The organism is Psychrobacter luti, assembly GCF_014192115.1.
GTDB lineage: Bacteria > Pseudomonadota > Gammaproteobacteria > Pseudomonadales > Moraxellaceae > Psychrobacter > Psychrobacter luti.
In genome coordinates this window covers 805,573-820,197 of record NZ_JACHXL010000001.1, presented here as the reverse complement: position 1 = coordinate 820,197, position 14,625 = coordinate 805,573, and the positions used below count along the sequence as shown (strand labels likewise).

Genomic DNA, 14,625 nt, shown 5'->3' with positions numbered 1-14,625 from the left:
AACGGCTATATTTTTTTATATTGAATCGCCTATACCTTTTTATATTGAGCTGATTATACTTAAATAAATTTGTTCTCATGAGTGGACGAGACTTCTGCAAACAGCCAATCGCGAAAGGCTTTAAGCTTTGCCATATTGGCAGATTCTGCTTGATAAACAACGTAATAAGCCAATGGCGAGCTAAAGGTAATCTCAGGAAATAATCTTACTAAGCGTCCAGCAGCGACATCATCACGTGCCATCACACTACGCGCCAACGCAATTCCATGACCATCGATGACCGCTTGTAGCACTGCTGCTGAGTTATTGATTTGCATCCCTCGCGAGGTATCTACTTTGGTGAGCGCTACATTGGTTAAACTTGATTGTGCAAGCCAATCATCCCACGAAGGAAAACCGATAAAGCCATCCATGGAGCGGTCATGGATAAGCATCTCTTGGGTCAAGTCAAGCGCGTTTTTTCCTTGTAATAATTGTGGCGAGCAAACCGGATAAATCTCTTCTTCCATCAGCTTTTCGCTCAGCAATCCTGCCCAAACCCCAGCACCATAGCGCACGCCGATATCGACGTCTTGAACGGCAAAGTCGATTGATTTAGCACTGGTATCAAGCCGTACATCGATATCTGGCTGTAGGCCTTGGAATCGATCAATGCGCGGCAACAGCCATTTAGCGGCAAAGGCAGGGCTGACAGTCACCGTGAGCATGCCGCTATTTGAGCCTTCTTGTAACTGCGCCAATCCTTTTGCCAAGTTATCTAAGCCCGCCCGAATATGCGGCAATGCCAGCTCGACGGTTTTTGTGGGGATTAAGCGCGATTTACCACTGGTTTTGCGATAAAACAGCGGTAATCCTACTGAATTCTCCAAACTACGAACCAGTTGTCCAACGGCAGCAGGAGTCACGTTTAGCTCCTCTGCCGCCGCAGAAAAACTTTGATGACGGGCGCTCGCCTCCAAGGCACGTAGGGCATTTAAATACACGACTTTCTTCATAGTGGCAAACATTTTCTTTTAGATAAGTGAATATTATCTCGTTTGTCAGCCGATGTAAATCAGTAGATAATTGACGGCATTAAACCTTATCTTTGGAAAACATCCTATGCTCATTAATGCAGATTTTACCTGCCGTGCTTCATTAGCACCCGAACACTATCAATGGGTGTCATCACCGCAAAATGGCGTCGAGCGCGTGATGCTCGACCGTGTCGGCGCAGAAAAAGCCCGTGCCACCAGTATCGTGCGCTATGCTCCTGATTCCTATTTTCCCCATCATTTGCATCCGGGCGGCGAAGAAATTTTGGTCTTGTCGGGTACTTTTTCGGCAGATAACATCGATTATCCAGCGGGATGGTATTTACGCAATCCACCAAACTCTGGCCATCAGCCGTATAGTAAAGAGGGAGCAGTTATTTTTGTCAAACTTTGGCAAATGCCAGCAGAAGAGGCACGTTATGTTGCCATCGATACCAACGATACGGCAAATTGGCAGAAACAAGGTAATCGTGATGTCTGTCATTTATTCTCAGATGATAGCGAACAGGTCAGCTTACAACGCTTAGATGCTAATAAAGTGCTATTTACTGAAGCTGTCAAAGGCGGCGCTGAGATACTGGTACTAGACGGCGAGCTGATAGATGCTGAGCTACCAGATAATACTCAAACCTACGGACGCGGTGGTTGGATACGCTTATCAGTAGATGCGCTGCCACAAATAAAAGCAGGTGCGCAAGGTGTCACGGCTTATCTCAAAACTGGTCATTTATCTCACATCATCGGCGCTGACGTAGAAGGAGCATAATATGCAAACAGTATCTGTAGCGATTATTGGCGGCGGCTTAAGTGGCTTATATGCGGCTTATTTATTAGAGAAAAAAGGCGTTGATTATGTGCTCTTAGAGGCGCGTCCAACCTTGGGCGGTCGTATTGTGACAGCGCGGCCAACGGATTTAAATACTGCACAAATAACAGATAGCATGAATGGTTTTGATTTGGGACCATCATGGTTTTGGCCAGAATATCAGCAGCAGTTGGCGCGTCTGATTGATGAATTGCAATTAGAGAGTTTTGCGCAATTCGAGGAGGGCGATATGCTGGTTGAGCGCTCACCTAATGAGCCTGCTATGCGTACACATGGCTACAAAAGTGCGCCGCCGTCTATGCGGCTTAAGGGTGGTATGGCGACATTGATTGACGCGCTCTATCATAGTCTAGATGTCACACGGATTTTGACTAATCAAAAAGTGCGTCAGCTACATAATACTGGGCAGTATATTGAAATCACTAGCGAAGATGAGTCTGGGCAAGTGGCCATTTGTCAGACACAGCAATGGCAAGCGCAGCATGTGTTACTGGCGCTACCGCCTAGATTGGCAGAAGAAAGCATAACCTTTGAGCCAGCGTTACCGACCAATCTCACGACGCAGTGGAGAGGAACGGCCACTTGGATGGCGCCGCACGCTAAGTACCTTGCTGTTTATGACAGTCCATTTTGGCAAAAACAAGGATTGTCAGGCTCAGCACGCAGCGGACAAGGACCGATGGTCGAGATTCATGATGCATCAGTGGCAGATGGCAGCGGGGCATTATTTGGGTTTATAGGTGTACCTGCAGCCGCACGTCAAAGTGTCTCTACAGAAGTATTAAAGGCCCATTGTCGCACGCAACTGGTACGTTTATTTGGGGAGCAAGCAGACGCGCCTAAGGCTGAGTATCTTAAAGATTGGGCGCAAGAGCTCTTTACGGCAACTGTTGCCGATGCTAATAGTGATGTTCAGCATGCCGCTGCACCTATGTCTAAAGCACTATCTGGCATATGGGCAAACGGTCTGATCGGTATAGGTAGCGAGTGGTCAGCACAGTTCCCCGGTTATATTGCGGGCGCTATCGATGCAGCAAGCATCGGCGTTAAAAATTTACCTGAGTCGATAGCATAGTCAGTTCAAAATAAAAGCGCTACGTTATAGCTATGTGCGACTGGTATAAATTTTCCTTGCTTGCTGTTATGACAGAGGCTACGAAAAATTTATCCTAGTCGCATTGTATTGATTTTAAAGTAATTCTACTATAGCTGGTTGGTACTGCAATTGCTTGATACTGCCAGAGCCTAAGATTGATACTTAATAATCTCTATCAGTCTACTTGATTTAAAACTTCAACATTAATTTCTCTTTATATTTAGACCATGCGGCTTTATTTAAGCCAGTGTGGTCTAAATCAGCATCTTCTAAAATAGTATTTTCTCAAACAATTTTATCTAGAATAATGTTCTGTAAAACCCAGATACATACTAGCCCTTCACATTGCTGTATTATTTCTATAAAATACCGACCGTGTGGTTTCTTTTGTGCAATATATAATTTTATCCTTATAAAACTGCTCTCTAAGCTTAGGATAAATAAATAATCCACATTTTCTTTAAGGCGGAAACCTTACATCTGCGTCTTAGTATCAATAATGAAAGCTTATGAAGAGCTTGCAAGAGTCATTATCTTTCAAGTGCTTGGCGCAAGATATTTAGTAAAGACTGGTTATACGGCGGTAGTTGCCATTATTAGCATTGTGAACATTGTCAGAATTATTGATGGCATAGACAGCGGCAATAGTGGCGACAAACTTATTCTCAAACTCTTTGGTGCATAAACATCGAGATAAAAATGAAAACAGAAAATCCTTATAAACGTAGAAAACAGCCAGAAATCGTTCGTCGTGCGCTGCTTGATCAGGCAGCACGCATCACGCTAGGGCAAGGGTTGTCTAAAGTTACTTTTCAAGCAGTGGCTGATGCAGTTGGTGTGACTAAAGGTGGGGTGATGCATCATTTCACCACCAAGAATGCGTTGATTTTGGAAGTATTCCATGACGCGATGAAAAAGTTTGAGACAGAGGTCGATAAGGCAATGGCCAAAGACCCAGTGCCTTACGGTTCGTTTACCCGTGCCTACATCAATGCCACGATTAGCTTGGGCGAAAAAGGGCAGGAAGAGTTTGATAGTCAGGCAACCTTATATGTATTGATGCTGGCGGACAGTGAGCTGCGCAAGCTGTGGGCTGAGTGGTCAAATGCGCAATTAGATAAGCATAAACCAACTGATAATACTGAAACGCTATGTATGGTGCGTCTGGTCGCTGATGGTATTTGGCTCTCTGATTTTTCCGGCATTAATATATCCGATAAAAAATCATTACGTGAGCGTTTGCTAAAAATGACCCAACCTGAGCATGAGTAAAACGCCGCTTTGCTTTGATTTGAACACAATGCTTTAAATGCGTCGCTTCAAGCGTTTATCAAAGAAACACTGAAAGAAAATATTTTAGAAATAAATGATATAAATTTTTTTAAATACTTAACCCATGACGACATTATTTGGTGTTGGCTTGATTATATTATAAAGCCTTTACCAGTCATCGATAGGAGAACCTATGACAGCTACAAATACTGATTCAAAAACAGAGCTAAACAACTTAAAAGACGTCATCGATTTAGAGCAAATACAAACCGCTTATATCAACGGTCGTTATTTGGCTATCGATGATTCGTTAACCACTTTTGAAGATATTAATCCAGCGACGGGTGAAGTGCTAGCAACCATTCAGCAAACGACTGATGAGCAGATTAAGGAAGCGGTAAAAGCGGCGCAGCAAGGTCAAAAAATTTGGGCAGCGATGACAGCGGTTGAGCGCAGCCGTATTTTGTTAAATGCGGTTGCACTATTACGCGAACGCAATGATGTACTGGCATTGCTCGAAACCAAAGACACCGGTAAAGCGCTCTCTGAAACCAGGTATGTCGATATCGTCACTGGTGCTGATGTCGTTGAGTATTATGCAGGTCTTGCACCGATGCTTGAAGGTCGTCAGATTCCATTACGTGATAGCAGCTTTGTCTATACCCGCCGCGAGCCGCTTGGCGTGGTCGCAGGTATTGGTGCATGGAATTATCCTATTCAGATTGCGATGTGGAAAGCTGCGCCAGCATTAGCCGCTGGTAATGCGATGATTTTTAAACCATCAGAAGTTACGCCATTGACTGCATTAAAATTGGCAGAAATCTTCACAGAAGCAGGCTTACCAGATGGTGTTTTTAACGTTGTGCAAGGGGATTATAAAGTCGGCGAAGCATTAACCCAGCATCCTGATATCGCCAAAGTCTCGTTTACCGGTGGCGTACCAACGGGCAAAAAAGTCATGGCGAGTGCGGCATCATCATCGCTTAAAGACGTGACCCTAGAGCTTGGTGGTAAGTCGCCACTGATTATATTTGAAGACGCTGACATCGATACCGCCGCTGATATTGCGATGATGGCGAACTTTTATAGTACAGGTCAGGTCTGTACCAATGGCACGCGCGTCTTTATACCTAAGTCGCTACAAGCAAAGTTTGAAGCAGCCATCTTAACGCGTGTTGAGCGTATCAAGCTTGGCGATCCAATGGATGAAAATATCAACATGGGCCCATTGGTCAGCTTCCCGCATATGGAGCGAGTACTTGGCTATATACAGCAAGGAAAGGAGGGTGGCGCGCGTCTATTAACGGGTGGTGAACGTATCACGACAGGCGAGCTTGCCAACGGTGCGTTTGTCGCGCCGACTGTATTTACAGATTGCAGCGATGATATGACTATCGTACGTGAGGAAATCTTTGGTCCAGTGATGTCAATATTGACGTATGAGACGGAGGAAGAGGTCATTCGCCGTGCCAATGATACCGAATATGGATTGGCAGCAGGGGTGGTGACTGCGGACTTGACCCGAGCGCATCGAGTAATCGGTCAGATTGAAGCGGGTATTTGCTGGTTAAATACTTGGGGCGAGTCACCAGCGCAAATGCCAGTTGGCGGTTATAAGCATTCGGGTATTGGCCGTGAGAATGGCATTGAAGCACTTGAGCACTATACTCAGACCAAATCTATCCAAGTAGAGCTGGGTAAGTTTGAATCAGTATTTTAAGCAGTTGTATTGTAAAAATTTTTAAAATAGTAAGGTTGGCTTATTAGGACTAATTATGTCTTTTTGCACCGCCTTACTGATATGAAATGATGGATTTTTTAATATTATGGAGCGTTTTATGACATCAACCACACCTGAGTATGACTACATCATCGTTGGCGCAGGCTCAGCAGGAAATGTGCTGGCCACGCGATTGACCGAAGATGCCAACATTAAGGTGTTGCTGTTAGAGGCGGGTCGTCCGGACCATCGCTTAGACTTTCGCACGCAGATGCCAGCGGCGCTCGCAATGCCGTTACAAGGAACCACTTATAACTGGGGCTACAAAACTGACCCTGAACCCTACATGAATAACCGCGTGATGGACTGCGGTCGCGGTAAAGGGCTTGGCGGCTCATCACTGATTAACGGTATGTGCTATATCCGTGGCAATGCGCTAGATTTTGACGATTGGGCCAAAATTAAAGGTTTAGAAGATTGGACCTATTCGGACTGCCTACCTTACTTTAAAAAACTAGAAAACTGTGACGCTGGCGAGAACGACTATCATGGCATCGGTGGTCCGGTTGAAATGACCACCTCAAAACCAGGGGTTAATCCGCTATTTGAAGCAATGATAGAAGCGGGCGTGCAAGCTGGCTATCCAAGTACTGATGACCTAAACGGCTATCAACAAGAAGGCTTTGGTCCAATGGATCGCTTTGTGACACCTAATGGCCGCCGCGCATCAACAGCTCGTGGTTATCTTGACCATGCCAAACCGCGTAGCAATATTACGATTTTAACTGGTGCACTGACCGATGTCATCTTATTCGACGGCAAGCGTGCTGTCGGCGTCAAAGTCGCCCATCAAGGTCAAACTAAAAACTTCTACGCGTCTCGTGAAGTGATTGTATCCTCTGGCGCGATTGCTTCACCGCAACTGTTACAGCGTTCGGGCATTGGTCCTGGTCAATGGCTTAAAGATTTGGGCGTCAATGAGATTCTAGATTTACCAGGGGTCGGTAATAATCTACAAGACCATTTAGAGCTGTATATGCAATATGAATGTAAGTTGCCAGTCTCGATAGCCCCTGCCAATAAGTGGTGGAATAAACCAGCGATTGGTGCTGAATGGTTATTTAATGGCACCGGACTCGGCGCGTCAAATCAGTTCGAAGGGGGTGGCTTCATTCGTACCGATGAAAAATTCACTCATCCTAATATTCAGTACCATTTCTTACCGTTAGCAGTGCGCTACGATGGTCGTAGTGCAGTGAAATCTCATAGTTTCCAAGCGCATGTGGGCTCATTACGTTCGCCAAGTCGCGGTCGTGTCAAGCTGACCTCGAAAGACCCAAGCGCGCATCCAAGTATCTTATTTAACTATATGTCGCATGAGCAGGACTGGCAAGAGTTCCGTGCTGCCATGCGTATCACGCGTGAGATTATGCATCAGCCAGCGCTTGACCCATATCGTGGCCGAGCTATTGCGCCAACCGATGATTTGGTTACCGATGCACAGTTGGATGAGTATGTCCGTAACCATAGCGAAACCGCTTATCATCCGTCTTGTACCTGTGCGATGGGCGAAGGCAATGATTCGGTGGTTAATGGAAAAGGGCTGGTACACGGTATCGATGGCCTGCGTGTCGTCGATGCGTCGATTATGCCAAATATCATCAGTGGTAATCTGAACGCGACCACCATTATGCTTGCCGAAAAAATCGTCGATAAGATGCGCGGTGTGCAGCTACCACGCTCAACAGCAGATTATTATGTCGCCAATGGCGCACCGCTCAGAGCCGAACCAATGCGCGTTTATAACTCTGTTATTTAAAAGGCTGTTTAAACAAGTGTTTGAACGACGGTATCGGCTATCGGACAATAAATAATATAAGACCATTTCAAAAAAAGAAGTCCTTTCACAGGAAAGGCTTTCTATCAGCACTGACATTTAAGAATATAAAGCCTTTGAGGCTGCTTCTGTTTATCGTTTATTTTGCTATTTTCACAGATTGTTGATTTAGCAAATTTCATTTATTGGTACTGCTTTGTGCGTCATGTGGTTATTTATACGTTATGGGATTATCAGTCATAAGGTTATGACGGACAAAGCAATATCAGACCCTGTTTAATTTACCTATTGAGGTCTTTTATGTACAGCTCGCCATCAGCAGATGCGACGAAACCCCTGACCCTAAATAAGACGGTTTTTTTAGGCTCAGCGATTATTTCTATTTTATTGATCATCTGGACGATTGCGTTTCCAGATTATAGTGAGACATTATTAAGCGCTAGCATGGCATGGGTATCAGAGAGCTTTGGCTGGTATTACATGCTGGTGGTCGCCGCTTATAGTATTTTCGCCTTGTTTGTTGGTTTTTCTAAGTACGGCGATATCAAGCTTGGGCAAGACCACGAAAAAGCCCAGTTTCCCTTTTTAGCATGGGCAGCTATGCTGTTCTCTGCGGGTATCGGTATTGATTTATTGTTCTTTGGTGCGTCTGAGCCTTTGATGCATTATTTAACACCGCATACAGGACTTGAGCCTGCCAGTGCCGAGGCTATGCGTGAAGCACTGTCGCAGACCTTTTTACATTGGGGTCTACATGGTTGGGGTATTTATGCGCTAATCGGGATGGCATTGGCATACTTTGCTTATCGTAAAAACATGCCGCTCGCCTTACGGTCACCACTGACTCCTATCTTTGGTGAGCGCTTGATTAAAGGCTGGCTAGGTGATGGTATTGATACCTTTGGCGTCGTCTGTACCTTAATGGGTATTGCGACTAGCTTAGGTATTGGGGTATTGCAGGCTAATGCGGGCTTGACTCATGTTTTCGGTATCGAATCTAGCAAAATGGTGCAGAGCCTTATTATTTTAGGCGTGGTTATTGCTGCAGCTATCTCTGCGATGACGGGCGTTGAAAAAGGCGTACGCCGTTTATCTGAATTTAATATGCTGTCATCAATATTGCTACTATTGGCGATATTGGTGCTGGGTAATACGGTTTATTTACTAAATACCTTTACCCAAAATATTGGTCAATACTTTCAGACCATTGTTTTTAAAACCTTTGATGTTTATGCTTATGACGGTAAGGCTGGCGCTGATTGGAAGTCAGGTTGGACGATATTTTTCTGGGCATGGTGGGTTGCTTGGGCACCCTTTGTAGGCTTATTTATCGCGCGTATTAGCCGCGGTCGTACCTTGCGTGAATTCGTGTTTGGCGTGATGTTTATCCCGCTTGGTTTCATCTTTGCATGGTTCTCTATCTTTGGTAATTCAGCGATAGATTTGGTTGCGAATGGTGCTACCGAACTTGGTGAAATTGCCGTCAATGATGCGGCGATGGGTATGTTTGCCTTGTTTGAATACTTTCCTTACAGTGATATTTTCTCATTAGCAGGCGTGGTTATTGGACTGATATTTTTTGTGACCTCTGCTGACTCAGGCGCTTTAGTCCTTGCTAACCTAAGTTCAAGAGGTATGACCAATGACACCGATGCGCCAGTTTGGTTGCGTTTATTTTGGGCGGCAGCTACAGGTTTGATTACTCTGGGTCTATTGTTCGCTGGTGGCTTCGCGTCATTACAGTCAGTCTCTGTGATTGCCGGTTTGCCGTTCTCTCTTATTTTAGTGCTTTACATGATGGCTATGTGGAAGTCATTAAAAGAGGAAGGTAATAAGCGCAAAGCCAGTACCGTTGGCACGGCAAATGTACTTGATAGTGGTAAAGGCTGGAAAGCACGATTGCAACGTATCGTCAGTTTCCCAAGCCATAAACAGGTCGAACGCTTTTTACAGACGGTCGTTAAGCCTGCCATGATTGAGGTTGAAAAAGAGCTAAAAGATGGTGGCCTTAAAACCTCATTGGATATCCGAAATCTGGCGAGTATCGGTAAAGATATAGATGCTGGGATAGATGAAGATGACGGTCAGATAGATGGGGTGAAACTGCGCGTCGGTCATGGTGATGAAGATGACTTTATTTACGAAGTTAATCTAATCAAAGCTGAGCGTCCGAACTTTACACTAAATACTTCAAGCAAGCAGGCCGAGTTTTATTACCGTGCTGAAGTGTTTTTAAGTGACGGCTCGCAAGAATATGACTTGGTTGGTTACACCAAAGAGCAAGTGCTGGTTGATATCTTGCATCAGTACGAGTGTCATATGCAGTATCTCCATTTAGAGCGTTAATTCATTCATCAAAAGCTAGTAGATGGCTTGCTAGATTTTAGACATTCGATCAACAATTTGGCAAAAGATAACCCCATAAGTTGCATACAGCTTATGGGGTTTTTTATATAAATTCGTTCAATAAATAGTGAATTGAATGATAAATCTAATAATAAATGATTGAGCGACAGCAGTTGTCGCGCGGCTTATTTTAGCCTCTTTATTTTCATAAGGTTTTATATTATAGTTATTGAGTCAGGCAAAAATAACATGACAAACAGTTAACCCTCGGGGCGCAACGCTTCACTTCTTAACTGAGTTGTCTTTAACAAACACTTTTAACAGTGTCCTTTTTAGCAATGTTATTTTCGTTTACTCCTAAACAACTTCGCCTGTACAAATCCAAATCTAAGCCCCAAAAAACATATTGATTGATAATCAGAAAAACGCTCGTTGATTTTAATTTTTTTAAGAGTAATAACGATAAAAAAAGCAGCTTTACGATAATGACCAGCTACGGCTAAACAATTAGAAAAAACACCGAATCCTACATTCTAAAACCGATTAACTTACTTAACTTTATAGCTAATAACGTCATTTTACAAAATGGCGAATATACTCGGCTGGCTTAAAATTGCGCTTAATAAACCCCAAGAAATAAGAAAACAGTACGAAAAACAATACGAAAAATACTGCAACGCGCAAACTAAAATCAAAATAATAAGGATATGAAGATGACAAAGTTAACGTATCAATTTGAGCAAAAACGGATAGACAATGTGCAGTGGTCAGATGGCGCAAAACTGTCTGGAATAACGGCACTGGCGAGTCATGAGAAAGGGCGCGTACGTAAAAGCCCATTGTTTTATCTTGAGACGGTTTCGATAAATAATTATGAAACCGATGTGTATTTTGTCAATAATACTGATGACATATTGAGTTTTGTCGCGCCGTTTAGGCTGTGCCGGAACATAGATGAAGCGAGGGCTAAGCTTGGTGATATTAGCGCTGAGAACGTAGAAAAAGTAAGACTTTATAGCGATGACATGGATTGTTTATATACGGACGTTTTACCTAAGCAAGGGGTGCGTATTGGCAGTATTCATATCATTTATGATAGCGATGCGCTGATGCAGTGGTTTATTAGTGTGCCTTATAAGGGCGTTGATACGCATTATGGTATTTGGCGTTTTAACGTAGTAGAGAAGGGCGGTATTGGCGGGTCTTATCCACTACTTTGGGAGAATTTTAGTAAGCCCTCGCACGTAGTGAGTAGTGAGTGTGTGACTGAGCGTGATGAGATGCCGATAGAGCCTGCACTTTATGAGGAGCGCTGTTGGGTGTTAGAGCAATTTATCGATCAGTATGGTGTGGCTGAAGCCATATTTATATTGGCCATTAATGATGTGCTCTATCGCTATTGTGTGGGCTGGAGTGCGCCCTATAATGAGTCTGATATTCAGGCAAAAGACATTGCGCGTAAATTAACAGAGCAAAAGCCAAAAGATGCTGAAGCAGTGAAAGCCATTGTCCAAGCCGTTTATGATTTTTGGTTTAATAAAGGTTTTGCAAAAAATACCTCAGTACAAGCTTGTGCAGAGATTTTGAGTTTATACCAAGCGCAGATTGCCAATCAAAAAGCGGTTTAAATAATTGGCCAGATTAATAACAATAAATCTAAATAATAATGAAAAAAGGAAAAAGCTATGATGTTTCCTATCGAAAATAATGAGACGTTTTTATTGTTTTTTCATGGTCTCGATTCGAGTTGTGAGACCAGTAAATATACTTGTATTACACGTGAACCGAAATATTGCCAAACGGTCAATTATCGAGACAATTTTGCAGAAATATTTGAGATTTATGACGCTTTAATTCAGGAGAAGATGCATGAGTATCCACGCGTAGTGCTGGCAGGGCATTCGCTTGGCGGTTGGTTTGCCAATCATTTTGCCCATAAATATAACTTGCGGGCGCTATTGATTGCGCCTTGTATTTATCCAAGTGAGGTTTTATCAGATCGTATTCCAGCAGTGGTGGATATGAAACTGTCTTTTCCAACGTCAAACACTGAGATGGTAAGAGTCATGGTGGAAGTCGATGATGAAAACTTAGATGTGGCGGTCGCCAAACGAACCTTAGTCAATCTGCCTGATAGTTGGGAAATCGATTATTTTGACGGCGGTCATCACCGTATCGCCCGTAGCAGTGATATTTGGTATCACTTGGTACATTTGTGTGAAGACCCTATCGTTTGGATGGATGAAGCGACGTATCATGGTGAAGATTAGGATATTTCTTTAAAAAAGAAGTCATTATCTCGTATTTATTTTCTATGAGCTGATGTGCTATCATTATTAAACGATCTAATTATCTATCGTGGGTTTAACAGTTTTGTCGTTGCCAATGGTTATTGCAAATTATCATAATTGCAATCAATGGTGGCGTATAAACCTTGCAACTTCCAGCACGATATAAAACAATCCTGGTAAAGCGCATGAGCCTGTACTCCGACATCCTCATTTGTGCCTGATTTTATACTTTTTCGTCGGAGTTATAGGAATCTAAGGTCTTCACTATCATGAGCCAATCCACCAATCTATCCAAATATACTCGCCGTTATCAGCCGTGTCATCCTCTCGCACAATACGTCATCGCTCAAATAGATACGTTAGAATATCGTGCGCAAGATATTGTCAAAGCCATGGGTTACCCTTTAAAACATACCATGCCTGCCTGTGAACGCTTACGTCATGTGTTGTCTAATAAACATATTGGCCTTGATGGCAGCTATAGAGATAAATACTTTACCGCCGATGAGTTTTTAGCCAAGCTATTTTTGGTGCTCGATTTGCCTTATGAGCCATTTGCAGAAGATATCGCCCAGATTAAGGATGAGATAGCACAGGGTTCTAAGCCGCAACCTCAATATCGTTTACACGCCGATGTTGATTTTAATTTTGATGGTAACGCAAATTGGTTGTCTCGTTGGGGCGCATCACTTTGGACTCATGTAGATTTGCCAATTGGATTTGCTAAACTAGAGGAAGCTGCGCGTAAAAGCATTATTAAAGAGCGTATCCGCACGCATTATCAAGAGCGTGGGGCTAATGTACCGTACGATGGCACTATAAAAGGCTATCGCTTGATTATTGAACTGCAAGATAAAGAAGTCTATAGAGTCGAGTATGACCTGCCAAAATCTAAAAGTGTTTAATAGCCTAAGCAATGTTAATTCTATAGTCTTATAATTCTAAAAAATCGCCTTTACAATGTTTTAGATTAAACACAAGCCTTACTACTTTTTATGATAGTGAGGCTTTTTTATATCGAGTAGACCCTTTTAAGATTCAAGCCTACCATTGAAGGTCAGTACGGTCATTGTTATGATAAGCCAAGCTATTATTATAATTTTCAAAATCACTTCTAAAATCTGCCCATACCTTGACAATAATTGGCAATAAAATAATACTTTTTAAGTCTAAAGCGATAAAAATTAATCAAACTGCGAAACACCTCTATGACTTCCTCTTATCCTTGTCTGTACTCTTTTCGTCGCTGTCCTTATGCTATGCGTGTCCGACTTGGCATACTGTTTGCCGAGCTGCAGGTGGAGCTGCGCGAGATAACGCTGAAAAATAAGCCGCCGCAAATGCTAGCGATTAGCCCAAAAGGTACTGTGCCTGTTTTACAGCTTTTAGACGGGACAGTAATTGAAGAGAGTAGAGAGATAGTGACATGGGCGCTTGCGCAGCGAGATTCGCAAGAATTACTTAATGCAGAGGTTTTGCATCAAGCGAATGCGCTGATTGATAAAAACGACAATGAGTTTAAATATTGGCTTGATCGCTACAAATACGCCGACCGTCATCTCGAGATGAGCCAAATAGAGTATCGACAACAGGGTGAAGTATTTTTACAGCTTTTAGAGGAGTTATTAACTAAAAACTCTTATTTGTTAGGGGAGAGTATAACCATCGCTGATATCGGTATTATGCCTTTTGTCCGTCAATTTGCGAATGTGAATCGCGATGTTTTTTATAGTCTTCCTTATATGAATCTACAGCGATGGCTACAGGACTGGCTTCAGCATCCGCTATTTTTACAAGCGATGACCAAGTTTCAGCCATGGCAAGATGGGGATGAGGTGGTGGTTTTTCCTCTGTCTTCAATAAGCTAAGATTTAGTCTGACTGCGATAAATACAAACCACGTGCTGTAGGTAAGTTGGAGGTGTCAGGCTTATGAGATTTAGTGTCTTTTTTATAGCGTAATCATAATATTAAACCACTTCTCATCTCTATCTACTCTTTGGTCGTTGGTAAGCCATATCATCTATGCCGAAGAAAGCGTACAGCTCGACAAATATTTTTATCCTTGCTAATATACAAGGACATCGTGGGTTTAACGCTACTTCCAGCACGATGAAAAACAATAACTGGTAAAACGCACAACTCCTTTTTCTCTGTAAAGTTAAAGCGACTGTGCTGAATTATTTTGGCATACACAGAGTAAA

12 protein-coding genes are annotated in these 14,625 nt (G+C 43.1%); 11 read left to right on the top strand and 1 reads right to left on the bottom strand.

From position 1 onward, the window contains the following. Window positions 1-59: 59 nt before the first annotated feature. Entirely contained in the window at window positions 60-995 is a 936-nt protein-coding gene (locus tag FHS24_RS03220) for a LysR substrate-binding domain-containing protein (RefSeq protein WP_183618615.1), read from the bottom strand. A gap of 106 nt (window positions 996-1,101) precedes the next feature. Between FHS24_RS03220 and FHS24_RS03215 the strand changes: the two genes are divergently transcribed. The 11 genes from FHS24_RS03215 to FHS24_RS03165 all read left to right on the top strand — a co-directional run bounded on the left by FHS24_RS03215 (window position 1,102) and on the right by FHS24_RS03165 (window position 14,290). After that, window positions 1,102-1,800, top strand: coding sequence for a cupin domain-containing protein (locus FHS24_RS03215; RefSeq protein WP_183618613.1), 699 nt, complete (start codon window positions 1,102-1,104; stop codon window positions 1,798-1,800). A gap of 1 nt (window position 1,801) precedes the next feature. Next, window positions 1,802-2,935, top strand: coding sequence for a flavin monoamine oxidase family protein (locus FHS24_RS03210; protein ID WP_183618611.1), 1,134 nt, complete (start codon window positions 1,802-1,804; stop codon window positions 2,933-2,935). A 520-nt stretch (window positions 2,936-3,455) separates the two neighbouring features. Further along, on the top strand, window positions 3,456-3,641 hold the full coding sequence (locus FHS24_RS03205; RefSeq protein WP_183618609.1) for a hypothetical protein: 186 nt from the start codon (window positions 3,456-3,458) through the stop codon (window positions 3,639-3,641). A 14-nt stretch (window positions 3,642-3,655) separates the two neighbouring features. After that, window positions 3,656-4,228: a TetR/AcrR family transcriptional regulator gene (locus FHS24_RS03200; protein ID WP_183618606.1), complete on the top strand. Its 573-nt coding sequence runs from the start codon at window positions 3,656-3,658 to the stop codon at window positions 4,226-4,228. Window positions 4,229-4,421: 193 nt separating this feature from the next. Further along, window positions 4,422-5,948 carry a betaine-aldehyde dehydrogenase gene (gene betB / locus FHS24_RS03195; RefSeq protein WP_183618604.1) on the top strand — a complete coding sequence of 509 codons (1,527 nt, stop codon included), beginning with the start codon at window positions 4,422-4,424 and terminating at the stop codon, window positions 5,946-5,948. Between the two features lie 118 nt (window positions 5,949-6,066). After that, entirely contained in the window at window positions 6,067-7,767 is a 1,701-nt protein-coding gene (gene betA, locus FHS24_RS03190; RefSeq protein WP_183618602.1) for a choline dehydrogenase, read from the top strand. A gap of 318 nt (window positions 7,768-8,085) precedes the next feature. Continuing rightward, entirely contained in the window at window positions 8,086-10,131 is a 2,046-nt protein-coding gene (gene betT / locus FHS24_RS03185; protein ID WP_183618593.1) for a choline BCCT transporter BetT, read from the top strand. Between the two features lie 713 nt (window positions 10,132-10,844). After that, window positions 10,845-11,759, top strand: a complete 915-nt coding sequence (locus tag FHS24_RS03180; RefSeq protein WP_183618591.1) for a hypothetical protein — start codon at window positions 10,845-10,847, stop codon at window positions 11,757-11,759. Between the two features lie 57 nt (window positions 11,760-11,816). Then, window positions 11,817-12,401, top strand: a complete 585-nt coding sequence (locus tag FHS24_RS03175) for an alpha/beta hydrolase (protein ID WP_183618589.1) — start codon at window positions 11,817-11,819, stop codon at window positions 12,399-12,401. Between the two features lie 290 nt (window positions 12,402-12,691). After that, window positions 12,692-13,327: a hypothetical protein gene (locus tag FHS24_RS03170; protein WP_183618587.1), complete on the top strand. Its 636-nt coding sequence runs from the start codon at window positions 12,692-12,694 to the stop codon at window positions 13,325-13,327. A gap of 303 nt (window positions 13,328-13,630) precedes the next feature. Continuing rightward, complete coding sequence (locus tag FHS24_RS03165) at window positions 13,631-14,290, top strand: glutathione S-transferase (RefSeq protein WP_183618585.1); 660 nt, start codon at window positions 13,631-13,633, stop codon at window positions 14,288-14,290. The last annotated feature ends 335 nt before the right edge of the window (window positions 14,291-14,625 follow it).

What these genes read in the sequence shown, in the direction of transcription:
- FHS24_RS03220 (WP_183618615.1), bottom strand. Translation starts at nt 995, where the DNA reads ATGAAGAAAGTCGTGTATTTAAATGCCCTACGTGCCTTGGAGGCGAGC.
- FHS24_RS03215 (WP_183618613.1), top strand. Translation starts at nt 1,102, where the DNA reads ATGCTCATTAATGCAGATTTTACCTGCCGTGCTTCATTAGCACCCGAA.
- FHS24_RS03210 (WP_183618611.1), top strand. Translation starts at nt 1,802, where the DNA reads ATGCAAACAGTATCTGTAGCGATTATTGGCGGCGGCTTAAGTGGCTTA.
- FHS24_RS03205 (WP_183618609.1), top strand. Translation starts at nt 3,456, where the DNA reads ATGAAAGCTTATGAAGAGCTTGCAAGAGTCATTATCTTTCAAGTGCTT.
- FHS24_RS03200 (WP_183618606.1), top strand. Translation starts at nt 3,656, where the DNA reads ATGAAAACAGAAAATCCTTATAAACGTAGAAAACAGCCAGAAATCGTT.
- betB (WP_183618604.1), top strand. Translation starts at nt 4,422, where the DNA reads ATGACAGCTACAAATACTGATTCAAAAACAGAGCTAAACAACTTAAAA.
- betA (WP_183618602.1), top strand. Translation starts at nt 6,067, where the DNA reads ATGACATCAACCACACCTGAGTATGACTACATCATCGTTGGCGCAGGC.
- betT (WP_183618593.1), top strand. Translation starts at nt 8,086, where the DNA reads ATGTACAGCTCGCCATCAGCAGATGCGACGAAACCCCTGACCCTAAAT.
- FHS24_RS03180 (WP_183618591.1), top strand. Translation starts at nt 10,845, where the DNA reads ATGACAAAGTTAACGTATCAATTTGAGCAAAAACGGATAGACAATGTG.
- FHS24_RS03175 (WP_183618589.1), top strand. Translation starts at nt 11,817, where the DNA reads ATGATGTTTCCTATCGAAAATAATGAGACGTTTTTATTGTTTTTTCAT.
- FHS24_RS03170 (WP_183618587.1), top strand. Translation starts at nt 12,692, where the DNA reads ATGAGCCAATCCACCAATCTATCCAAATATACTCGCCGTTATCAGCCG.
- FHS24_RS03165 (WP_183618585.1), top strand. Translation starts at nt 13,631, where the DNA reads ATGACTTCCTCTTATCCTTGTCTGTACTCTTTTCGTCGCTGTCCTTAT.